Raw genomic sequence first — 24,568 nt, 5'->3', positions numbered from 1 at the left:
AAATAACCAAAATAACATTTTGACTATTTAAGCAGTTATTAATTCTTTAGACTTCTGCATTTCTATATCTACTACTTTTAAGTTTAGAAGACGGCTTGTAAGTCTGCCTTTTATATATTCAGCATCTGTTTTTTTATTTAAACTTTTTAAGAGATCATCATAGCTTTTATTTGATGTAAGAATAACTGTTTTTTCTCCGCTTCTGATATTGTCAAATATTTTATAGTATCCATCTATAGCATAATGAAAACCTACGCTGTCAATATCATCTATCATAATAATATCTGCATTTTTGGCATTATCTATTTTTTTATCAATAGTAGCTTTCATATCTTTATCCTTAGCATTTTGATTAAATAAGTTTTTATATAAATCTTCAAAATGGCTTGCTTTCATATACATTACTTTTATATTATTAATAGCGTATATCTGCCATAACATTTTAAGCATTGTAGTTTTGCCTGTTCCGCTTTTACCTCTGAAATATAATGACATTGTACTTCCTACATTCAGATATTTTTTTATAGAATTAATCAGCTCAGTTTGATTAAATCTTTCTGCAAAAATATCCAAAGTCATTTCATTGTCCAATGTACCGAATACTAAATTATATGTTTTGATAATGCTCTCAATTCTTTCTATCTTTTCTGATATTTTAGTTTTTTCATCGCTGACACAGTCGCACATAGTTGGTAGGCTGTATCTTCTCCCTGAAAAACTTAAATCATCTGAAACTTTTAAAAATCCGTAGTTGTCGCATTTAGTACACTTTGGATCTTTTCCGTCCCTTGCTTTTGATTTTAATTCTTCCAAATATTTTTTATAGCTTTGCAGACAGTAACTGCTATCCGCAATTGGCAATTTGTGAATACGCATCATCTAGGTTTCCTCCTTCTTCTATAATTTTTAATAAATAATTAAGTTTATCAATTCCGCTTGGTATTGATATCTTTTTTGTTTCCTGTGTTTCTTTGCTTTGAGTTTTATTTTCTTTGTTTGTATTATTTTGTTTTTCTTCCTGTGTTTCTAATAGAGCATACTTTGTTAAATCCTGAAGTTTTAAAGATGGCCGACTTCCTAATGAGTTTGATTTTTTAAGTTTTAAAAATCTTATTTTTACAGTTTCTAAAATATCATCAATATTGTTATTTATTCTATCCTTAAAAATATTTAATAACTCTTTTTTATATCTTGCTCTCACTGAATAATCTAATTTTTCAAGCAATAATTCTTCATACAATTTTTTAAACTTTTCTAAAAACTCACTTTGCATCTGAAGCTCTTTTATCTCTTTATGATCTGTTAAAAGTTTTGCAGGATATATTGGGCTTTCGTCCACATCTTCATTAAACAAACTAGGCTCATCATATATCACAGTAACAGGAGCTTCGAGTTCCTGAAGTTTTTTATCTTCTTCTTTCAGCTCTTCAATTTTATTTTTCAAATTAGTAAAGTCATATACTAATCCTACTTTTATACATCGTTTGTCTTTATATGTTCTTGCTATTTTTATTTTTAAATAGCCTTTTGCCTGCAGGCTTTTTCTTTGTCTTGTGCATCTTCTGCTGATATCTTTATCTCTAATTTCATTAAAATCTTTATTTACTAAATGAAATATCCAGCATATAAACTCAAACTCGCTTGTTGTTAATCCTAGTCTAGTTCTATATTCAAGCACTTCAAAAGGTGTTGTTAACAAATCTGCAGGATAATCTATTTTTCCGTAAAGTGCCGAAAACTTTTCTAACTCTGCCATTATTCTCTACCGCCTAATATTTTTTTATAAGTCAATTTTCGTACTAACATTAAACTGCCTCCGTAATTGTATTTTTTTACAAATATTCCTCCTTCTGCAGTGATAAAAATTATTAATGCAAAGAACTGCCTAAATGATTTAAATAAATTTTGACTGCATTTATTTTTGATATTTTTTAGCAGGAACGCTAATTGATGAAATAAACTCTGTTCTTTATCTAAAAAAGTCAAGCATAACTTTTTAGTTGCAATTATTTTCGATATTTTTGAGGATTGTTGTTGTTTTAAATCTAGTATGCTTTTTACGCATACTAGATTTTTTAATTTGTCGATTTGTATTTTGAGAGAAGATTCTAAAACTCGTACCGCTTTCCATAGTCTTAGAAAATTCGTTAAAATTAAAAATTTTCAGTATATACTATGGTATAATTGCATCATATACAAAATTGTAACTTGTATATTAATATTAAATAGTTATAGGAGTTAAAAATGCCAACAATGACTAATTTTCTATTCGGACAACATTTAAAAGAATCTAAAAATAAATTAGAGAATTTGCAAAAAGAATTAAATAAATGTGTAGAAGAATTTAATGATTTTTTAAATAATATTGATGCAGAAAATTATTCTGATTTTGATGATTTTAATGACAAAGCAAAAACTTTTAATGAAGAATTAAATAAAATAATGTCAGATAAACAAAATTTTATAGTCAGTTTTACAAATATAGTTGACAATAATAAAGAAGTTGATATTGATCGTTTAAACAATCTTACTGATTATCATGATTATAATTCTAAAGGTATTTATAAAAGTGCTAATGGAGAATATGCAGAAGCTATAAAATATTATGATGAAGCTATAAAGTTAAACCCTAATATGGCAGATGCTTATTATAACAAAGCTATTGCCAAAACTAAACTTGGACTTTTAAAAGAAGCTATAGAAGAATATGATAAGGCTATAGAGTTAAGAACTGATTATACATATGCTTATTATAACAGAGGACTTCTTAAAAGTGATTTAGGACTTTTAGAAGAAGCTATAAAAGATTTTGATAAAGCTTTATCAATAGATCCTAATTTATTTGATGCTTATAATAATAAAGGATTATTAGAAGATGAGTTGGGATTTTCTAAAGAAGCTATAAAAGATTTTAGCAAAGCTATAAAATTAAATCCTAATTATGCTCTTGCATATAATAATAGGGGAATTGCCAAAGATAATTTAGGACTTTATGAAGAAGCTATTAAAGATTATGATAAAGCTATAAAATTAAATCCTAATTATGCTCTTGCATATAATAGTAGGGGAAATGCCAAAGATAATTTAGGACTTTATGAAGAAGCTATAGAAGATTTTAATAAGGCTATAAAATTAAAACCTGATAATACAGATGCTTATAATAACAGAGGTAATACAAAATATAATTTAGAGCTTTATGAAGAAGCTATTAAAGATTATGATAAAGCTATAAAATTAGATCCTAATTATGCTTTTGCCTATAATAATAGGGGAAATGCCAAAGATAATTTAGGTCTTTATGAAGAAGTTATAGAAGATTTTGATAAGGCTATAAAATTAAAACCTGATTATGCAGATGCTTATAATAACAGAGGCCTTACTAAGGAAAATTTAGGTCTTTATGAAGAGGCATTAAAAGATTATAAGAAGGCTTTAAAATTAGATCCAAGCAGTGAATGTGCCAGAGAAAACGTAAAACGTACTAAAGAAGAATATGGTTTGAAATGAAGTTGTAATATAACCAAACAACTATATTTTGTTAAAATAAATTTATATTTTTATTTTAATATCTGTGGCTTTGCCCACCACGCTGTGTGCTTCTCAAGACCCCGCTTCTTTTGCCGACGCTTTGCGTGCCGTAGGCAAGGCACCTACTCGGTGGTGACACAAAGAAGCAGGCACAGCCCGCTTTAGGCGAAGGACTATATTTGACGAAGTCCGCCTGCGGTGTGCTGCGGGAAAAGTTGATAAAAATAAATAAAGACATTAATTACATGCCCGCCCTTTAAAATTTGAAATTTCATTTTGAATGTTAACCCAATTAACTTTATAGCTTAATTATAATTTTTAACGCCCACCCAAGTTTAAATTAATTTTAAAATATATTTAACGCACGGTAAACTAAATTTATAATATAAATAAAATTTGAATTATAAATAAATTAATATTTTTAGTTTCATTCTACGTGCGATGGTATAGATGATAAATTAAAAAAAATTAAACTAATTATATTTTTGTGTTGACAATTTTTCTATATTATGCTATATTCGCAAAAATTAAAAATCTATATCATTATAAGGAGGCGGTGCTATGCTAAACAAAAATTTCTATTCTCGCTCACTACTCAGCTTCAAAAGAATCGTCTACCTGATATGTCGCTTCAATTAATATATTTTCTATAATTAAATTCATACACTAAAAATTATAAAACCGTTTTTGGTTTTTTGATTTGTTATTTTATATTTTGTAAATAACAGTATTAATATTTTATTTAGTAATAAATTTATTATTGCCAGCGATAAACTTATTATTATATATAAAAAATCTCGCTTTAAAATCTCTATCAGCTTTTAGCTTATAGACGCTCGATTTTTTATTTTTAATATAGCTGACAACTAAAGTTATTAGCTGCTCGTTTATTGCTTCAAAAATTACTAACATAATTTATATATAAACTTATATTAGTAATATTAAAGATAATAAAAAATCGTTTTGAAAATATTATTTATTGGAGTTGATATCATGAAAAAAATACTAGAAAACAAAAACAAATTAATTTTTTCAGCATTAAATAATACTGATAAAGTACTAGAAGTATTTAATTCATCATTAGAAGGCATATCAGAAAAAGAAGCAGATAAAAGATTAAAAGAATACGGATTAAATAAAATACCTCATAAAAATAAAAAAACTATTTTCAAAAGAATAGCAGAAGGTTTTATAAATCCATTTACTTTAATATTATTTGCTTTGGCTGTTATTTCCATTTTTACAGATATATTAATACCTTTTTTCAAGAACGAAGAAATTTCTTTTTTGACAGTAATAATCATTTCTACAATGATAACAGTATCAGGATTAATAAGATTCATTCAGGAATATAAATCAGATAATGCATCAGAAAAACTTCTTAATATGATAAAATCTTCAAGCATAGTTTTGAGAGAAAATATCAAAAAAGAAATAAATAGTGAAAAGCTAACAGTAGGCGATATAATTTTTATTAATGCCGGCAATATAATACCTGCTGATATAAGAATAATAGAATCAAATAACTTGACAGTTTCTCAATCAGTATTAACAGGAGAAAGCGAGCCTTTAGAAAAAAATAATTCTGTATGTAATGAAGAATTAGAATCAGTAACAGATTATTCAAATATTGTTTTTATGGGTTCTAATGTAATAAGCGGAGATGCTAAAGGTATAGTAATCAATATCGGAAAAGATGCATTTTTAGGAGATATCGCAAATGAACTTTCAAATATAAATGAAATAGATACAAGCTTCACTAAAGGAATAAATTCTGTATCTTGGCTATTGATAAGATTTATGTCTATAATGACTCCTGTTGTATTTTTTATTAATGGATTTACAAAAGGAAATTGGATAGAAGCATTATTATTTGCTATATCAATCGCAGTAGGTTTGACACCAGAAATGCTCCCTATGATTGTAAGTGCATGCTTGGCAAAAGGGGCAGTATCTATGTCAAAACAAAAAACTATAATAAAAAATCTTAACTCCATACAAAGTTTTGGTGCTATGAATATATTATGCACTGATAAAACAGGCACTTTAACTATGGATAAAATTTCATTGAAGCATTATTTTGATATCAATGGAAATGAAAATAAAAATGTTTTAGATTTAGCTTATTTAAATAGCTATTTTCAAAATGGTTATAGAAATGTTTTGGATAATGCTATTATTGAATATATAGAACATAATGAAAAAAACTTTAATAATGAAGCATTAGAAAATTACACAAAAATAAATGAAATTCCTTTTGATTTTATAAGAAGAAGATTAAGCATATTATTAAAAGAAAACAATAATATGAAAATGATAACTAAAGGCGCCTTTGAAGAGATGATTTCAATTTGTTCTTATGTTTATGATGATGAAAAAATATCAAAAATAACAGAATTACAAAAACAAGAATTAAATAAAAAAATCAATTCTTTAAATGATAAAGGAATGAGAGTAATAGCATTAGCTGTAAAAGATATAGAAATAAATAATGAAAATCAATTACAAGATTTAGAACAAATTAAGAAGTTAGAAAATGAAATGGTATTAGTAGGATATTTAGCATTCTTGGATCCTCCAAAAGAATCATCTTACGAAGCTATAAAAAAATTAAATGAATATGGTGTTGATGTAAAAATACTTACAGGAGATAATGAAAAAACAACTATTAATGTATGTAACAAATTAGGAATAAATATAAACGGCATTTTGCTTGGAAATGAAATTGATAAATTAAATGATGATGAATTAAAAATAAAAGCTAAAAAAGCTAATATATTCGCTAAACTTTATCCTCATCAAAAATCAAGAATAGTATCCGTATTAAAAGATGATGATAATACTGTTGGCTTTATGGGTGATGGTATTAATGATGTGCTTGCTATGAAAATGGCAGATATATCCATTTCAGTTGACAGTGCTTTTGATATAGCTAAAGAAGCTGCTGATATAATACTATTAGAAAAGGATTTAACTGTATTAGAAAAAGGTATAATAGAAGGAAGAAAAACTTATGCCAATATGATAAAGTATATAAAAATAACTGCTTCATCAAATTTTGGAAATATGTTTTCTGTATTAATGGCTTCTATACTATTGCCATTCATACCAATGCAAAGTGTGCATTTGATCATATTAAATTTAATATATGATTTAAGCTGCACTTCAATACCTTGGGATAATGTTGATAAAGAATTTTTAAAACTTCCAAGAAAATGGGACGCTTCAAGTATAGGAAACTTTATGTGCTGGATGGGGCCTGTAAGTTCTATATTTGATTGGAGCACTTATTTAATAATGTACTTTGTTTTCTGTCCATTATTTGTTTCTAATGGAATATTATATAATAAATTAGACAATTATTATAATGGTGCCGATTTAGCTAATATAAAAACAATGTATACTTCTATGTTCCAATCAGGCTGGTTTATAGAATCTATATGCACACAAGTTTTGGTTATATATATGATAAGAACTGCTAAAATTCCTTTTATAGAAAGCAGACCATCAAAACAAGTATTTTTATTAACTTTTTCAAGCATTATAATTTTGTCTATAGTGCCGTTTACAAATTTAGGACATCATTTAGGTTTTGTATCATTGCCTAAAACTTATTTTATATTTTTAGTTCCTTGCATATTTGCTTATATATTATTAGTTACATTATTAAAGAAAGTATATATTAGGAAATTTGGTGAATTATTATAATAATAGTTAATAAGGCTTATACAGATTTATTTTTTCTGTATATGCCTTTATTATAAAAATATATAGGTGGGGTATATATTTTTTGACATTGAATAAATTTGTGTAAAAATTAAAAGCATTTAAAGTTTGACAAAAGTTAATTTTTATTAGATAATATACTGTCAATAATAATTTTAATTTTTTTAAAATGAAGGGTATTTCTTATGTTTTCTTATGTTGTTAGAAGATTATTAATTTCACTTTTAACATTATTTGTTATAGTGACTATAACTTTCTTTTTGATGCACACTGTTCCGGGCGGACCATTTGTTGGGGAAAAGCCGTTAAGTGCTGTGGCATTAGAAAATTTAAATAAGAAGTATGGTTTAGATAAACCTCTTATAGTACAGTATGGTAATTATTTAAAAAATGCTATTAAAGGAGATTTGGGTACTTCTCTTACAAAGATAGGTCAGTCTGTTTCAGGCACTATAATAAGAGCTTTCCCGGTATCCTTTAGACTTGGTATATTTAGTATGTTTATTTCTACTACTATAGGGGTTTTGTTCGGTATAGTTGCTGCATTAAGACATGGTAAGGTTGTAGATAGGGCAGTAATGGTTGCCGCTACTTTAGGTATAGCAGTTCCTAGTTTTGTTGTTGCTACAGTTTCTATTATAGTGTTTTCAGTACAGTTAAAACTTCTTCCAGCTTATGGTTTTGATTCATTTGCTCAATATATAATGCCGGGATTTGCTTTATCTTTCAGTTCCCTAAGCTTTATGGCTAGACTTATGAGAAGTTCTATGCTTGATGTTATTCACCAAGATTATATAAAAACAGCAAGAGCGAAAGGAATATCAAGAGGTATAATAATATTTAAACATGCTTTAAGAAATGCTATTATACCAATAGTTACATATATAGGACCTTTAGCTGCTGCTATTCTTACAGGTTCATTCGTAGTTGAGAAAATATTTAATATACCTGGACTTGGAAGATATTTTGTAGAAAGCATAACTCAAAGAGATTATCCTACAATATTGGGTGTTACAATATTTTATGGTGCTTTTTTAATAGCTATGAATTTTTTAGTTGACTTGTCTTATGGTATTATAGACCCTAGAATAAAAATACAAGATTAAGGTATAAAGGCGGCTTAAATGGAAAATATGCAAAGTTTAGATAAATCATTATTTGTAAAAGCTACAGAAGAAGAGAAAGCATCTGCTGAAGTTAAAAGGGAAAGTGTAACTTATTGGCAGGATGCATACAGAAGATTCAAGAAAAACAGAGTTGCTTTAGTTTCTATTATTATAATAGCTATTATAGCAGTTCTTTCTATAATTATACCTATGATATCTGAATATGGATATGCACAAATAAACAGAGGTGTGGAAAATAGTCTTCCTACATTAGAGCATCCATTCGGTACTGACACTTTAGGAAGAGATTTGCTTGTAAGATGTATGATAGGAGCTAGAATATCTCTTTTAATAGGTATAGTATCTGCTACTTTAGTTGTTATTATTGGTATAGTTTACGGTTCTATATCAGGATATTTCGGCGGAATGCTTGATAATATAATGATGCGTATAGTTGACATAATAAGTGCAGTTCCTACACTTTTAGTAGTTGTATTATTATCTGTTGTATTGAAAGCACCTATGGATAAGCTGTTTTTACAAAATGAGTCATTAAGAGGAATAGGGCTTTTAGGTCCTGGACTTTTCAGTATATTTATAGTTATATCTCTTCTTTATTGGACTAATATGGCTAGAATGACAAGAGGGCAGATTTTAGCATTAAAAGGTCAGGAGTTTATAACAGCAGCCAGAGCTTTAGGTACTTCTCACAGAAGAATAATTTTCAAGCATTTAATACCTAATGCAATGGGAGCAATAATAGTTTCAGCAATGGTTCAAATACCTAATGCTATATTTGTTGAGGCATTTTTAAGTTTCTTAGGTTTGGGAGTTAGTGCTCCTATGGTTTCACTTGGTTCTTTAACTTCCAATGCAGTAAGCGGTGTTTATTCTTATCCTTATCAATTGCTTTTTCCAGCTGCTTTAATAAGTATTATAATTCTTTGCTTTAATTTGGTAGGCGATGGTTTAAGAGATGCTTTAGACCCTAGAATGAAAAATAGATAATTTTAATATAAGGTTGTAAAAGGGGATATTTTCATGGAAAATAATACCAGTAATTTATTAGAAGTTAAAAATTTAAGTGTGTCTTTCTTTACTCCTCTTGGAGAAGTTAAGGCAGTTAATAATATTTCTTATAAACTAAATAAATCTAAAGTTTTGGGTATAGTTGGAGAATCCGGAAGCGGAAAAAGTGTTTCAGCATATTCCATTATGGGGCTTATTGATGAGCCTGGAAAAGTTATGAATGGTGAGATACTTTTTGAGGGTAAGGATTTGCTTAAACTTTCTGAGCATGAAAAGAAAAAGATTAGAGGAAATGAAATATCAATGATTTTCCAAGATCCTATGACTTGTCTTAATCCGGTATATACTATAGGCAATCAGCTTATGGAGGCATTAACTACGCATCAAAAGATTAGCAAAACAGCTGCAATTGAAAGAATAGTTGAGCTTTTAACTTTAGTTGGTATTAATGAACCTAGAAGAAGAATAAATCAATATCCGCATGAACTTTCAGGAGGTATGCGTCAGCGTATAATGATAGCAATGGCACTTGCAGGAGATCCTAAAATACTTATAGCTGATGAGCCTACAACAGCACTTGATGTTACTATACAAGCACAGATACTTGAACTTATAAAAGATATACAGAAAAAAATCAATATGGCAGTTATTCTTATTACGCATGACTTTGGTATTGTGGCAGATATGGCCGATGATATTATAGTTATGTATGGCGGCGGAATAGTAGAAAGAGGAACGGTATTTGATATATTTGAACGCCCTAAACATCCTTATACATTAGGACTTTTGAAATCTCTTCCTCGTATTGATATAAAGCAGGACAGATTAATACCTATAGAAGGAACTCCTATTGACTTGCTTAATATGAAAGCAGGATGTCCTTTCAGTACAAGATGTGAAGAGTGTATGAAGGTATGTATTGATAATAAGCCTCCTATAACAGAATTTGAGAAAGGGCATTTTTCAGCTTGCTGGCTGCATCAGATGCCTAAATAATAAAGTATTAATGAGTAAAGAGAGTTTTTATGAAACCTTTAATAGAAATACAAGATTTAAAACAACATTTTAAGATAAAAGGCGGATTCTTTGGAAGAAGCATACAAACAGTAAAAGCTGTTGATGGTGTATCTTTTACTATCAATAAAGGAGAAACATTCGGACTTGTTGGAGAATCCGGAAGCGGTAAAACAACACTTGGAAGAACTCTGCTTCATCTTTATAAGCCTACAAGCGGTAAGATATTTTTTGATGGTGAAGAAGTTAATGCATCAAATTACAGAAGTTATGCCAAAAAGATGCAGATAATTTTCCAAGACCCTTATGCTTCTCTTAATCCACGTATGACAGTTGAAGACATAATAGGTGAGGCACTCGATGTTCATAAACTTTATTCTACAAAAGATGAAAGAAGAGAAAAAATAATAAATCTTCTTAAACTTGTAGGACTTAATGCTGAGCAGGCACAAAGATATCCTCATGAATTCTCAGGCGGACAGAGGCAGCGTATAGGTATAGCTAGAGCTTTAGCAGTTAATCCTGAGTTTATAGTATGCGATGAGCCAGTATCTGCATTAGATGTATCCATTCAGGCTCAAATTATTAATATGCTTTATGATATGCAGCAGGATATGAAGCTTACTTATTTATTTATTGCTCATGATTTGGCAGTAGTGCGTCAAATATCTAAAAGAATAGGTGTTATGTATTTAGGAAATATTGTAGAGCTTACAGATAGTGAATCATTATATACAAAATCTCTGCATCCTTATACTCAGTCTTTAATTTCAGCAATACCAATATCAGAGCCTTCAATTGCTAAAACAAAACAGCGTATAATACTTTCAGGTGAAATACCTTCTCCTATTAATCCTCCTTCAGGATGTAAATTTAGAACAAGATGTCCTAAGGCAGAGGCTATTTGTGCAGAGAAAGCTCCAGAATTTAGAGAGGTTGAAAACGGACATTATTGTGCTTGTCATTTGGTATAAATAAGGTTTATTTATGAATTTTAATAAAAATATATTAATACCAATAGTTTTATTAATATCCTCTTTTATTATAAATTTCTGCATAGATTATTATATTATGCCTAAAAGATTTGTAAGAACAGATCAGGCACCGCATTTTTATGATATGAAAAAATGGTATGATTCTGGTAAATTACCGACTACAGGTGCTAGATTTATGCCAAGTGAAATAGTCGATGAAGCAGACAATATTCCAAGAGTACCTGGTGGTGCTTACTATATATTTTACACCTTATTTTATAAAATATCTGGTGAAAATTATTTTATTACTAGAGTTATTAATTTAATATTCAATTTAATAATAATATATTTATTTCTTTTTTGGTTTTATAAACGTTTTGGAATTATGATAACTTCGTTTATATCATCTTTAATTTTATGTAATGTATATGATGTTATATTGGCAATAAGTGATTTTTTAAATCAGCATATAACATTAATATTTAGTTTCTTGTTATTTATAGTATTATTTGAATATATAGATGATGAAGAAGATAATGAAAAAAGAAAAAACATTGTAAAATTATCAGCAGTATTTACATTTCCAATACTTGCAGTAATGGGACAAGGACATTTTTTTACTTTTTTTTCAATGATTCCTACCGTTATAGTTTATTTGATTATTAAATATAAACGTACATTAAAATATATACTTTACTGGTCTTTAGGAGTATTTATATCTTTTCTGTTATATCTGCCATATTTAATATCAGAAATACAATCTAATTTTAGCAATTTAAAAATGGCTATGTCCATTAGAGATTCATTTTCTTCTTTCCCTTTTCCTCAAATATATGCCTTATTGCTATATCCAACCAATGAAATATCTATGTCTTATGGAAGCGGTATAAATGCAATTATTTATTATTGGAATAAATATCCTTTTACAATATTAGGTGTAGCTTTTTTATTTCTTAGTTTGATTTTTTCTATTTTTTGTTTTATTAGAGCATTGTATTTCTTCTTTAATAGAAATTATGAAGCTAAATCTAATAATGAAAAAGTTATTCTTAATATGTTGTTAATATTTTTGCTATTTATACCTGTTACAATAATTGTCAATATTTTATCACATTCAAAATCAGGTGTTATACATTATTTATATTCTATGTTTGCCATATCATATTTGCCTATAATATTATTTTTTGTTCAATATGATTATAAATTAAAATCAAGTAAAAAGATTTTTTATATAATTTCTTCTTTGCTTTTCATTAATTTGCTCGTACTTTATATTCAAAATACTATATATATAAAATATTATGAAGAACCTAGAAATTTACAGGCTATGGAAAATGTTGCAAAAACTATTTGTAATGATTCTAAATATTCTGACGCTAATGTTATAGGTATTTATGCTCATAATAATATGTATAGAGATATTGCTATTACTTTTTTTACTAATAATGTATGGAAACAAAATGAAAATTCTACTAATATTTATTTTGTATTTGATAATATAGTTGCATTATCGCAAAATAAAGAAACAGTATCTAATTATATGATATATTTTAACAATAATGCTAAATTATTATATAGTAATTCTGCTTTGTTAGTATATAAATATAATAATGATAAGCCTTTTACAGGAATAGATTAAAAAAGGATAAATATGAAATTATATAAATATTCATTATTGTTAATAATTATATCTGTAATAGTATGTATATCCATTTCTTTTTATGCAGTAGATAAAAGGTTTATAGGTAAGGATCAGGAATCTCATTTTTATGATATGAAAAAATATTATGAGAATAAAGAATTCCCAACAATGGGAGCTAGATTTATAAGTACTGATGCTGTAACTAGTCCGAAAGTACCAGGAGGTTTTTATTATATACTTTATGTTTTATTTTATGGTATAGGTAATGAGAACTTATATAATGCTAAAATTATTAATCTTATTTTCAACTTAATAATTTTATTTATATTTATGTTTTGGCTGTATAAAAAATTTGGGCTTTTTGTTTTATCTATGATGAGTCCAATTATAATGCTTAATGGTTATTTAATAATGGCTATGACAGATTTTTGGAACCCTAATGTTACTTTAGTATTCAGTTTATTATTATTTATTTTTTTATATGAATATTTGGATAAAAATAATAGTGAAAAAATTACAAAAATTTCAGCTGTTATAATATTTCCAATACTTGCATTAATGGCTCAAGGTCATATGGTAACTTTTTTTGCTATGATTCCAACATTAATAGTATATTTAATAATAAGATTTAAAAGAACTAAAAAATATATATTATTTTGGACGGCAGGAGTTTTTATATCTTTCTTATTATATTTGCCATATCTTTTACATGAAATTAAAACAGGTTTTTTAAATGTTCAATACGCTATGAATATGAGAGGAGATCTTTCTTCTATACCTTTTCCTCAAATTTATGCTTTAATATTATTTCCTACAAATGAAATATCCGCTTTATTTGGTACTAGAACAGGTTCTATTATATATTATTGGTTCAGCAAGCCTATATATTTTTACGGTTTAATCTTTCTTTTTATAAGTATTCTTTTTTCTGCTTTTGTCTTTATAAGATCTTTCATATTTTTACTAAAAAGAAAACATACTTCTAATAACAAAGAGTCTATATTAAAAGAATTAATTTTTATATTATTTTTATTCATCCCTGTAACTATTATTAGTTTTATAGTGTTTAGATCTAAATCTGGAACGTTTCATTATCTATATTCTGCTTATTCGATTTCATTTACTCCTATTTTATTATTCTTTATTCAAAATGAAGATAAATTAAAAAATAGCAGAAAATATTTTAATATAACAGTAATCATATTATTATTAAACTTATTTGCTATGTCTGGAGAATTAATTAGATATTGGAAATTATTTGAAGAGCCTAGAAATTACAGCAGTTTTGCTAATTTGCTTAATATTATAGAAAATGATTCAAATGGAAATTATATAAAAATTTATGATTCTTTTTCAGGTGTTCTTAAAGGACAGCATAAGGATATTTTTAATACATACTTTCCAGATAATAAACTTAAATATTCAGATGATGCTAAATTAATCTATATAATTAAAGATAATATAGTTGAGAAGAATTGGGATTCAAATAGAAATGCTAATGATATGAAATATGTTATAGAAAATAAAGCTGCTTTTTTAACTAATACCAAAGGTTTCAGTATATATAAGTTTTATGAGCAATAATGGAGTATTTATTTTATGGTTAAAAACTCAAAAATAATTTTTTTATCTTTAATTGTAATATCTATTATTATAAGTATAGTATCTAATTTTTATTTTCAAAGAAATTCTTTTTTGTCTAATGATAATGAACAGCATTTTTATGATATGAGAATGGCTTATGACAATAAATATATTCCGCATACAGGGGCAAGATTAGTTACAAGCGGACTTCTAGTTGATGATATAGCAAGAGTTCCAGGAGCAGGATTTTATTCAAAATTTTTATTATTATTTAATTTATCCGGAGAAAATTATTATATAGCTAGAATTATAGATGTAAGTATATATTTATTAGTTTTATTTATATTTTTAATTTGGATTTATTTTAGATTTGGTTTTATTTCGGCTGTAATTATGACATCGTTTATGGCTGTTAACTGTATTTTATTTGAAGCTACAACTTCATTTACTAATCCTAACCCAGTTGTTATGTTTTCATTTATTTTCTGTATGTTTTTTGTTGAGTATTTAAGAGATGAAAAATATTCAAAAATTTTTGCTGCACTTTTATTTCCAGTACTTGCTATTATGGGGCAATTTCATTTTGCGGTATATTATGGTATAGTACCTACATTATTAGTGTATTTAATCATTAAAAGAAATTATTCTAAAAAATATTTTAAATATTTAGCTTTAGGAGTGTTTATATCATTTTTATTGTATTTGCCGTATTTAATAGTGGAAATTCAAAATGGATTTAATAATTCCTTAAAAATGATTAATTTATCAAAAGGCTATACTGTACCATTTTATAAACGTTTCCCTCAAATTTATGCTCAAATTATATTTCCAACTTTTACATTAAATAAATTTGATGTAAAAACAGCATTAACTTATTGGGGAGCATTCAGTCCTATAATGATAATTGTTATAATAATTTCTCATGTTATAGTAATTGCTTCTTTTGTATATTCTATTATCTTTTTATGTAAGAAAGATTTATCTAAAGATTATCCAATATTAAAAGAAGTATTATTCTTCTATTTCTTATATATACCTGTTGCTATACTTTGCCCTATGATATTAAAAGGTAAAGGCGGCGGATATGTTTATCATTTTTCTATGTATGCTTTATCATTTTTTACTATACTGTTATTTGTTAATTATTTGTATAATAAAAAAAGTAAATTATTTATGTTTTTAATAATATTTATGTTTATTCATATACTTGCTGTTCCTTGGCATTATTATAAACAAAATGAATATTTTTCTATGATAGGTAAAAAGCAAAGACTTAGTTATGATATAGTAAAGAATATGGCCAAAGATGCTAATGGAGAGTCATTTACATTATATTCAAGAAATATTTTTAATTATGCTATGAATCTATTTTTAACCAAAGAAGAAAATACTTATACTAATCAAAATTATAAAATAGAATATTTAATAACAGAAAATACTAATTCTAATTTGTATGCAAAAGATGATAATAATATAAAAATTATACCTCATCATAATTTATCATTATATTATTGGTATAGTACACCAAATAAGCCAAAATTTGATGATAATAGCAGCGAGTTTATATTTGATGATAATTCTAAATTGATTTATACAAATGAATTATTTAGTTTATATAAAAAAGAATTATAATTTTTCATCAATAGAATTTAATAAATTATTATCAGCCACATTTTTTGATATTTTAAATTAAAACTATAATAATGTTTCTATAAACTGCTTTGCTACTCTTGGACTTCTTCCAGCACTTCTTATAGCATAACTCTCTGCTTGTTTTATAAGTTCTTCTTTGTCCATTTGTATATTATTATATTCAGCATATGACAAGACAATATCTATAAATAAGTCTTTATCAGGTCTTTGGAAAGTTATTATTATTCCAAATCTATTAGTTAAACTCATAATTTGCTGAATAGTATCTTCTACATGAATATCATCGCCTGTTCTGTCATTAAAATTTTCTTTTATTAAATGTCTGTAATTAGAAGTAACATAAACTACTACATTTGTTGGAAAAGAATTAACCCCTCCTTCAAGTACTGCTTTTAAATATGAAAAAGTATCATCATTTGAGGAGAATGTAAGATCATCTATAAATATTATAAATTTTAATGGACTATAACTTAAATTTTCTATTATATCTGTTATAAATGATAATTGACTTTTTTTAACTTCTATAAGTCTTAATCCATCATCTTTAAACATATTTGCTATTGCTTTTATAGTACTGCTTTTTCCAGTTCCGGCATCTCCATACAATAGTACATTATTAGCTTTCTTTCCTTCAAGTAAACTTTTAGTATTTGTTATAATTTTACTTCTTTCCCTTTCATAACCATATAATTGTTTTATGTTTTGCATATCTTGATGTTTGGCAGGTATTATATTTTTTTTATCATCAAGAGTAAACATATTATTTTTATAGAATATTCCATATCCTTTTTTGTTAATATTATTTATATGGTCTTTATAAACACTATAAAAATTTATACTTTTATTTTCTAATTGTGCTATATTGTTTGAATATTCTTCTTTTTTGAATAAATTATTGAAATCAAATGATGAAAGAAATTCAAAAAAATCTAATTCATTTTTTAACGTTTTTTCTAATGTAGTGCTTATATTTTCATTTTTTATATATTTATTTACATATATATTATCATCTTTGAATATTTGTTCTAACATATAATCTGATATTGTGTTATTATATTTAAATAATTCATATAAAAACTCAGAATAATAATCTAAAATTTTTATTTTATTATTATCATTATAGATATCTAAAAATTTTATTAATTTTTTTATAACTTTTGTTTTTAATATATCTCTAAATATTACTATATTAGCCAATCCTATTCTTATTTGCTCTATTTGATTATTCATATATATCCTAATAATTATTTTTTATAGTAATGTATTTTAAGTTTATTATCAATATTATTCAAGTATTTTTTATTTTTATATTCGTAAATCTATATTTTTTTATTATATTTAAAATAGGGTTAAAGAATTATTTTGTATTTTTTATAAATTAAGTACTATATAATTCCGAAAATTATGGTAATAACTATTTTATTGGAGATGTTTATTATGAAAATAAGGACTAGGTTTATTATATTTGGTATTTACGCTTTTTTAGTTACAGTTTTGTTAATATATCTTCAAATTAGAATAGTAAGAAGTGTTACGGAGTATAGTAATATTTATCAGCATACCATAAAATCTTCAGCCATAGCTAGACAGTATCAGCAAAATTCGGCATTTTTGACACAGTTTGTTAGGAGTTTTGTAGCTACTGGAGATGCTAAATATGAACAGGCATATAATGATTGTATAGCGATATCTGGAGGAACAAAACCTACACCTATAAATTACGATAGAGGTATATATTGGTCTATTTATTTGGGAAGCGGTAAAAAACCTTCTTCTGACGGAGAAACCAAATCTTATTCAAATGTTATGAAAGATTTAAATTTTTCTAAGGATATGTTTGATTATCTTGCTCTATCAAAAAGCAGATCAGAAGAATTAGTAAATTTAGAAATTCAGGCTATGGAATTAATGAAAAGTATTCCTAGAAATCCAGATGGAACTATACCAGATGAATATAAAGCAAGGCAATTGGAAGCAATAGAACTTGTTAATGGAAAAGCTTATGAGGAAAAAGTTTCAGAAATAATGTCTCCTATTAATCAATTTTTTGATAAGTTAGAATCAGATAATGCTTTAAATTTACAAAAAGCTGCTAAAGAAGTAAGAAATGATACTATTTTATTTTTTATATGTTTATTTATTGTTGGATTATCTGTTGTAGCTTTCTTAGCTTCTTTAGGAAAAAATATAGGAAAGCATTTACATTTATGTGTACATTTAGCTTCTGAAATATCTAATGGTAATTTGACTGTAGAAATAGATGAAAGTAAACTTAAAGGCAATAATGAATTTGTATTGTTGTTACGCAGTTTTCACAATATGGTAATACATTTAAGAGAGATTATATCTAAAGTATTAGAAAGTTCTAGAGAAATATCTGAGGCTGCTACAGAAATAGCACAGGGTAATACAGATTTATCTACTAGAACAGAAATGCAGGCCTCTCATTTGGAAGAAACAGCTTCTTCTATGGAGCAAATTGCTTCTACAATAAAATCTTCTGCTGATAATTCTGTAAGAGGAAATAGAATGATGCAGGATTCTGAAAAGTCAGTTCAAGAGGCTGGCGATATAATAGAAGCTACTACAAATAATATAGAACTTGTATTTGAAGCTAGTAATAAAATTACAGATATTATTAAAATAATAGAAAATATTGCTTTCCAAACTAATATATTAGCACTTAATGCTGCAGTAGAGGCAGCACGTGCGGGAGAACAAGGTAAAGGATTTGCCGTTGTTGCTAGTGAAGTTAGAAATTTGGCACAAACCAGCCAGTCATCTGTTAAAGATATTACCGCTCTTATTGCCGATTCTAATGAAAAAATAAAAATAGCAACTGAAACAGCGAGAAAATCTAAAGATATATTTATGGATATTGAACAGAAGATAGAGGATACTTCTAAGATTATGCAGGATATCAGTGCTATGGCAGTGGAGCAGCAAGCTGGAGTTGATCAAGTTAATATTGCTGTTTCACAAATGGATCAGTCTACTCAGCAAAATGCTTCTTTGGTAGAAGAAGCTACGGCATCTTCTGAAGCATTAATGGGTCAAGCTAGAGAACTTGTTGAATTAATGCATTTCTTCAAAGTTTAATAAAATAATAAAGTTGACAATTTGAACAATAGCTATATATAATTATATAGCTATTGTTTTGATATTTTTATATTTAAGGTTAAATTATGAAAAAAGTTGTTATAATATTAATTTCTTTTATATACTTATATTCTATTGCTTATTCTCAAAAAGCTATTATGTCAGTTCCAGCAGATGATTTAGTAGGTACTTTTGTAAGAAGTGATGGTGCTGAAATAGAACTTATATTAAAGAGTCCTTTTGAATTTTATGTTAAAGGTTTGGCTGTATCATTTAGAGGTAATATGGCTGAATTAGATTATGTAGTTTATTATTATGAAGAAGATAATGTTATGAAATATGAATCAGAGGACTATACATTAACTATACAGATAGAAGATGAAAACACTTTACATGTATCAGAAGATGGATTTAATGAAATGGCTGGAATAGGTATAGGTTTTACAGGTATTTATACAAGAAAGTAAAAAAACCGATAATTTTTTATTGTAATGACAAAAAATGTCACATATACATACTATTATATTAATATATAAAAAATAAATTAGGAGTTTTATTATGCTTCCATTTAATCCGCCTTTTATGTATATGTGTAATTCATGTGGTAAAATGTTTAGTTCTAGGAAAAGACTTTCTATTATTAGCATGTTAGTTTTTAAACCGAAGTGTCCTAAATGCGGAAGTAAGGATACTAAATCTATAGATCATATTATAAAAAAATAGTTATTAAGCTATTATGTTTGCACTATAATATATTTTTGTTTATAATATATTCAAAATTTATTATTAGGAGAAAACATGAAAGTTGCTATAATATTTGGAAGCAGATCTGATACTGATAAGATGAAAGGTGCTGCTTCCTGCTTAAAAGAATTTGGAATAGAATATAAAGCATTTGTACTTTCTGCTCATAGAGTGCCTGAACATCTTGAAAAAACAATTAAAGATATTGAAAATAATAATTTTGAAGTGATAATAGCTGGTGCTGGACTTGCTGCTCATTTACCTGGGGTAATAGCTTCAAAGACAATACTTCCTGTTATAGGGGTTCCTATTAGTGCAAGTAATCTTGATGGAATGGATGCTTTGCTTTCTATAGTACAAATGCCTAAACCTATAACAGTTGCTACAGTAGGTATAAATAATTCTTATAATGCCGGAATGCTTGCGGTTGAGATGCTTGCTTTAAAATACTCTGACATAAAAAATAAATTGATAGAGTACAGAAAAAAGATGAAAGAAGATTTTATTGCTGATAATGACAAGCCTATAGAGTTTGATATTTAGAATATAAATATTTTTAAAATATAGTAAAATAATTAAAAAAGATATATAATAATTCGGTAAATTAAATAATTATTAATTTATTATGAGTTTTGAATAAATAGGAGTTAACGATGTCTAAAGAAAAAAAAGAAATGATATATGAGGGAAAAGCTAAAAAAGTTTATGCTACTGATAATGCTGATCAAATCATTGTATATTATAAAGATGATGCTACAGCTTTCAATGGTGAGAAAAAAGGTTCTATTAAAGATAAAGGCGTTATGAATAATGAAATTACTTCATTACTTTTTAAAATGCTTGAAAAAAATGGAATTAAAACACATTTTATAGAAAAATTAAATGATAGAGAACAGCTTTGTCAAAAAGTACAAATATTTCCTTTAGAAGTTATAGTTAGAAATTTGATTGCTGGTTCTATGGCTAAAAGACTTGGTATAGAAGAGGGTACAGTTCCTCCTAATACTATATTTGAAATTTGTTATAAAAATGATGAATATGGCGACCCTTTAATAAATGATCATCATGCTGTTGCTTTGAAACTTGCTACTTATGATGAGTTAAAATATATTTATGAAGTAACTTCAAAAGTTAATAATCTATTAAAGGATGCTTTAGATAAAATAGGAATTACTTTAGTTGATTTTAAAGTTGAATTTGGTAAAAACTCAAAAGGTGAAATACTTTTAGCAGATGAGATTACTCCAGATACTTGCAGATTCTGGGATAAAGAAACTGGAAAAAAATTGGATAAAGACAGATTTAGAAGAGATTTAGGATCTATTGAAGAAGCTTATATAGAGGTATTAAATAGACTTAACAATCTATAATATTATATATTATAATTTTATAAGACTTTGCTATTTGGCAAAGTCTTTTTTATTTTTATAAATTAAAATTCTATATAATTATTTTTTGAATCTATTATTCCGGTTGTAATATTACAATTAAAAAATTTTGAAAGTAAATTACTTAGTTCTTCTCTAGCTTTAATTGCAGTATCATCATTAATTCCAACAAATGCATCTATAGGGAATATTATATTTTTAGAACTTTCAATAATTTTTCCATGCTCGCTTTGTCTCCATATCCATCTTCTAGTTCTTATATCATTAGAAGAAGCATAAACCAATTCGTCTTTATCAAGTTTTTCAATATTAGTTTCTCCAAATGGCAGAAAAGTATCATTATTTGTTGAATATCTAATATAAAAATCTTCTTCCATAGAATCTAAATCATGTGCTCCCATAGGTAATTTATATTTTATAGAGACAGCATTAACCAAATCAACAACAGCATTAATTTCAGGCATACCTTTCTTTTTTGAAATCCTTGTAAGTAATGCTTCTATTGAACACATAAATTTATTAGGATTTATATTAAGTTTTTGAAAAGCATCTCTGTAACATTTTATATAATTACTTTCTTTTATTTTTATATTTTCAAATTCTTTTTCAGCATTTGAAATACTTTCTTTAAGCATGGCAGAAATTTCATCATTTTTTTTAGTATTATCTATTCCTTTAGCTACTATTACAGCTACACAAAGGCTATTTAAAGTTTCAAATACCTTGTTTTCTATAATGAATTTCATAAAAAAACTCCTATTGATTATAGATTGAAATTATTTTTTAGATGTATTTATATAAAAGATTTTATAGAATAAATAATTAAAAGGAATATTTAAGTCTATAAAGTTATAGAATAACATTTATAGACTTAAAACAAATATAAAAAAATTACTTTTTCAAGCCATAACGCTTTTTAAATTTATCAACTCTACCAGCAGTATCAAGAATTTTCTGCTTACCAGTAAAGAAAGGGTGACAGTTATGGCAAATATCAACGTGTAAACTTTTTTGTACTGAATGTATTTTGAAATTAGCACCACAAGCACAGTTTACATCTGTTTCAAAATATTGCGGATGTATATCTTTTTTCATTTTTTGCTTCTCCATTAAGTAAAATTATATAAATATATAAGTAAGAATATATTATATTATAAATATGCTATTTTTGCAATAGTGTATAATAATAAATTCTTATTTATTATCAAATTTAAAGTAATTAATATCATTAACTATATTTTCTGTCATTTCCTTAACCTCATTGCTTGAATCAGCACTATTTTCTGCTATAGATGAGTTTTCTTGAGTTATATTGTTTAATGATCTTATAGCCTCATTTATTTGAATTATACTATCTTGTTCTTTAGCAGTTGTTGTATTGATATCTGTTAAAATATTTACTACTTCTTGTGCTGAAGAAGAAATTTGCTGCAGAATTTCTGTAGAATGTTTAACAGATTCATTACCATGTTCTATTTTATTAATAGTATCATCAACTATATTAGTTATGTTGTTAGCCGCTTCATTAACTGTTTGAGCTAAAGAACGAACTTCACTAGCAACAACAGCGAATCCTCTTCCTTGATCTCCTGCTCTTGCTGCCTCCACAGATGCATTAAGAGCTAATATATTAGTTTGAAACGCTATAGATTGTATAAGTTTAGTTATTTCTGATATTTTTTTACTTGATTGTGATATTTCATTCATATTGCTGGAAATTATATTTACAGCATCAACTCCTGTTAATGTATAATTAGCTACCTCTAAACTCATATTTTTAGCAGTTTCAGTATTTATACATGTATTTTTCAAAGAATTTGATAAATTTTCACTTGAAGCAGATAATTCTTCTAATGAAGCAGCTTGAGAGTTTGTTCTGTCAGAAAGATTTGTACTCCCGCTAGCTATTATTTCAACAGATGTATTTATATGGTTTATATTTTCTTTTAAATTGTATACTATTTTTCCTATATTATCCTGCATACTTTTTATATTTTTGTATAAATCGGCTGTTTGGTCTTTTTTTAACAACATTTTTTCATTGAAATGGCTATTAAAATATCCGTCATTCATAAGTTTTATATTTTCTATAGCATGTTCTAGTGATAATGATATAGGATTTACTATTATAACAACTAATATTGCTTCAAGTATGAGTATAACAGCCAAGACTATGAATAATATTATCATAAGTGTTGCAAGCTGTGATTTTATATATGATAAATCACCGCTTAATACAATGCTCCATGGGACAGTTTCTAACTTTTTAACCATATACCAATTATTTTTTGATATATTTGTATAATTTTTTCCTGTTTCTATATAATTTTTTATATTTGGAAAAAGAGTTTCATTAAATATTTTGGAATTTTCATTTAAAATTTTATTTGTATCAGTATTATTAATAAACATTCCATTTGATGTTACTAAATTAACATTTTCTTCATATATTATATTTTGAACTATATCATCCATTTTTGCGAAATCTATAGCTACTACACCTTTTAGATTATTATTATTTGTATATACTGCTTTGGCAAATGTAATACATATTTTAGATGTTGCAAAATCAACATAAGGATCTGTTATATGTATTTTATTGTCAGAAATAGCAGCCTTATACCATCCTCTGGAAGTTTGGTCATAATCTAATGGGAATGGCTCTAAAGAATTTATAAATATTCCACCTATAGGGTATGGTATTGTTTCTCCAAAATATATATTTAAATAATCATCGCTTAATTTGGATATATTTGTTATAGCATCCCCAAAATATCTGTATGGCAAATCAGGTATTTTGAGGTAAGAATCTAATATATTCATTACATTATTGACTTTATTTAATTTTGATTCTATTAAATCATGCACACTTATGGCTTTGAAAGATTTGCTCTCAATAAAGGAATTCATATAAATATTTTTATAGATAAAAAATATGGTAAAATACATTATGGCTAAAAAGACTGCAAAAGGAAGTATGAATTTCATCATTAAAGTTATTTTTTTTCTATCAAACATTTAAGACCTCTAAAATATTAATAAGTGAATAATATATAAATTTATAAATATATTTTTAAAAAT

General features: G+C 26.3%; 20 protein-coding genes. 14 read left to right on the top strand and 6 right to left on the bottom strand.

What is annotated here, in order from left to right; genetic code table 11:
• Window positions 1–27: 27 nt before the first annotated feature.
• Entirely contained in the window at window positions 28–879 is an 852-nt protein-coding gene (locus tag T324_RS0103375) for an AAA family ATPase (protein ID WP_028328964.1), read from the bottom strand.
• Window positions 845–1,756 (bottom strand): hypothetical protein, encoded by a 912-nt coding sequence (locus T324_RS0103370; protein ID WP_028328963.1) that lies wholly within the window; start codon window positions 1,754–1,756, stop codon window positions 845–847. Before T324_RS0103370 ends, T324_RS0103375 begins: the two co-directional genes overlap by 35 nt.
• 488 nt (window positions 1,757–2,244) lie before the next feature.
• Here T324_RS0103370 and T324_RS0103360 point away from each other — a divergent pair, with 488 nt between their 5' ends.
• From T324_RS0103360 to T324_RS0103320, 9 genes are all read left to right on the top strand, one after another.
• A complete protein-coding gene (locus tag T324_RS0103360) occupies window positions 2,245–3,507 on the top strand; it encodes a tetratricopeptide repeat protein (RefSeq protein ID WP_028328962.1) in 1,263 nt (420 codons plus the stop codon).
• Window positions 3,508–4,521: 1,014 nt separating this feature from the next.
• Entirely contained in the window at window positions 4,522–7,236 is a 2,715-nt protein-coding gene (gene mgtA, locus T324_RS0103355; RefSeq protein ID WP_051436781.1) for a magnesium-translocating P-type ATPase, read from the top strand.
• A gap of 203 nt (window positions 7,237–7,439) precedes the next feature.
• Complete coding sequence (locus tag T324_RS18020; protein WP_028328960.1) at window positions 7,440–8,360, top strand: ABC transporter permease; 921 nt, start codon at window positions 7,440–7,442, stop codon at window positions 8,358–8,360.
• 18 nt (window positions 8,361–8,378) lie between these two features.
• Window positions 8,379–9,368 carry an ABC transporter permease gene (locus T324_RS18015; protein WP_028328959.1) on the top strand — a complete coding sequence of 330 codons (990 nt, stop codon included), beginning with the start codon at window positions 8,379–8,381 and terminating at the stop codon, window positions 9,366–9,368.
• Window positions 9,369–9,401: 33 nt separating this feature from the next.
• The gene (locus T324_RS0103340) at window positions 9,402–10,385 is read left to right on the top strand and encodes an ABC transporter ATP-binding protein (protein WP_028328958.1); all 984 of its coding nucleotides are present in this window, start codon (window positions 9,402–9,404) and stop codon (window positions 10,383–10,385) included.
• A 29-nt stretch (window positions 10,386–10,414) separates the two neighbouring features.
• Window positions 10,415–11,377, top strand: a complete 963-nt coding sequence (locus T324_RS0103335; RefSeq protein WP_028328957.1) for an ABC transporter ATP-binding protein — start codon at window positions 10,415–10,417, stop codon at window positions 11,375–11,377.
• A gap of 13 nt (window positions 11,378–11,390) precedes the next feature.
• Window positions 11,391–13,016, top strand: a complete 1,626-nt coding sequence (locus tag T324_RS0103330; protein ID WP_028328956.1) for a hypothetical protein — start codon at window positions 11,391–11,393, stop codon at window positions 13,014–13,016.
• 12 nt (window positions 13,017–13,028) lie between these two features.
• Window positions 13,029–14,603, top strand: coding sequence for a hypothetical protein (locus tag T324_RS0103325; RefSeq protein ID WP_038374991.1), 1,575 nt, complete (start codon window positions 13,029–13,031; stop codon window positions 14,601–14,603).
• Between the two features lie 15 nt (window positions 14,604–14,618).
• The gene (locus T324_RS0103320; RefSeq protein WP_028328954.1) at window positions 14,619–16,235 is read left to right on the top strand and encodes a hypothetical protein; all 1,617 of its coding nucleotides are present in this window, start codon (window positions 14,619–14,621) and stop codon (window positions 16,233–16,235) included.
• 63 nt (window positions 16,236–16,298) lie between these two features.
• Here T324_RS0103320 and T324_RS0103310 read toward each other — a convergent pair whose 3' ends face one another.
• Window positions 16,299–17,486 carry an ATP-binding protein gene (locus T324_RS0103310; RefSeq protein WP_028328953.1) on the bottom strand — a complete coding sequence of 396 codons (1,188 nt, stop codon included), beginning with the start codon at window positions 17,484–17,486 and terminating at the stop codon, window positions 16,299–16,301.
• A gap of 207 nt (window positions 17,487–17,693) precedes the next feature.
• On the opposite strand from T324_RS0103310, the gene T324_RS0103305 reads away from it, so the two are divergent.
• From T324_RS0103305 to purC, 5 genes are all read left to right on the top strand, one after another.
• Window positions 17,694–19,355: a methyl-accepting chemotaxis protein gene (locus T324_RS0103305; protein ID WP_028328952.1), complete on the top strand. Its 1,662-nt coding sequence runs from the start codon at window positions 17,694–17,696 to the stop codon at window positions 19,353–19,355.
• Window positions 19,356–19,441: 86 nt separating this feature from the next.
• Window positions 19,442–19,822, top strand: a complete 381-nt coding sequence (locus T324_RS0103300) for a hypothetical protein (RefSeq protein ID WP_028328951.1) — start codon at window positions 19,442–19,444, stop codon at window positions 19,820–19,822.
• Between the two features lie 91 nt (window positions 19,823–19,913).
• Window positions 19,914–20,078, top strand: a complete 165-nt coding sequence (locus T324_RS18010) for a zinc ribbon domain-containing protein (protein ID WP_156920142.1) — start codon at window positions 19,914–19,916, stop codon at window positions 20,076–20,078.
• Between the two features lie 75 nt (window positions 20,079–20,153).
• Window positions 20,154–20,642: a 5-(carboxyamino)imidazole ribonucleotide mutase gene (gene purE, locus T324_RS0103290; protein ID WP_028328950.1), complete on the top strand. Its 489-nt coding sequence runs from the start codon at window positions 20,154–20,156 to the stop codon at window positions 20,640–20,642.
• 110 nt (window positions 20,643–20,752) lie between these two features.
• A complete protein-coding gene (gene purC / locus T324_RS0103285; protein WP_028328949.1) occupies window positions 20,753–21,469 on the top strand; it encodes a phosphoribosylaminoimidazolesuccinocarboxamide synthase in 717 nt (238 codons plus the stop codon).
• A gap of 62 nt (window positions 21,470–21,531) precedes the next feature.
• Here the strand turns inward: purC and T324_RS0103280 are convergent, their stop codons facing one another.
• The 3 genes from T324_RS0103280 to T324_RS0103270 all read right to left on the bottom strand — a co-directional run bounded on the left by T324_RS0103280 (window position 21,532) and on the right by T324_RS0103270 (window position 24,505).
• Window positions 21,532–22,233 (bottom strand): B3/B4 domain-containing protein, encoded by a 702-nt coding sequence (locus T324_RS0103280; protein ID WP_028328948.1) that lies wholly within the window; start codon window positions 22,231–22,233, stop codon window positions 21,532–21,534.
• Between the two features lie 145 nt (window positions 22,234–22,378).
• A complete protein-coding gene (gene rpmE, locus T324_RS0103275) occupies window positions 22,379–22,582 on the bottom strand; it encodes a 50S ribosomal protein L31 (RefSeq protein ID WP_020004042.1) in 204 nt (67 codons plus the stop codon).
• Window positions 22,583–22,681: 99 nt separating this feature from the next.
• Window positions 22,682–24,505: a methyl-accepting chemotaxis protein gene (locus tag T324_RS0103270; RefSeq protein ID WP_028328947.1), complete on the bottom strand. Its 1,824-nt coding sequence runs from the start codon at window positions 24,503–24,505 to the stop codon at window positions 22,682–22,684.
• Window positions 24,506–24,568 lie beyond the last annotated feature (63 nt).

Origin of the sequence: Brachyspira alvinipulli ATCC 51933 (genome assembly GCF_000518245.1) — a bacterium.
In the GTDB taxonomy this organism is placed as follows: Bacteria; Spirochaetota; Brachyspiria; order Brachyspirales; family Brachyspiraceae; genus Brachyspira; species Brachyspira alvinipulli.
Note: the sequence above shows the minus strand (reverse complement) of the source record. Positions and strands in the feature narration are given on the sequence as shown.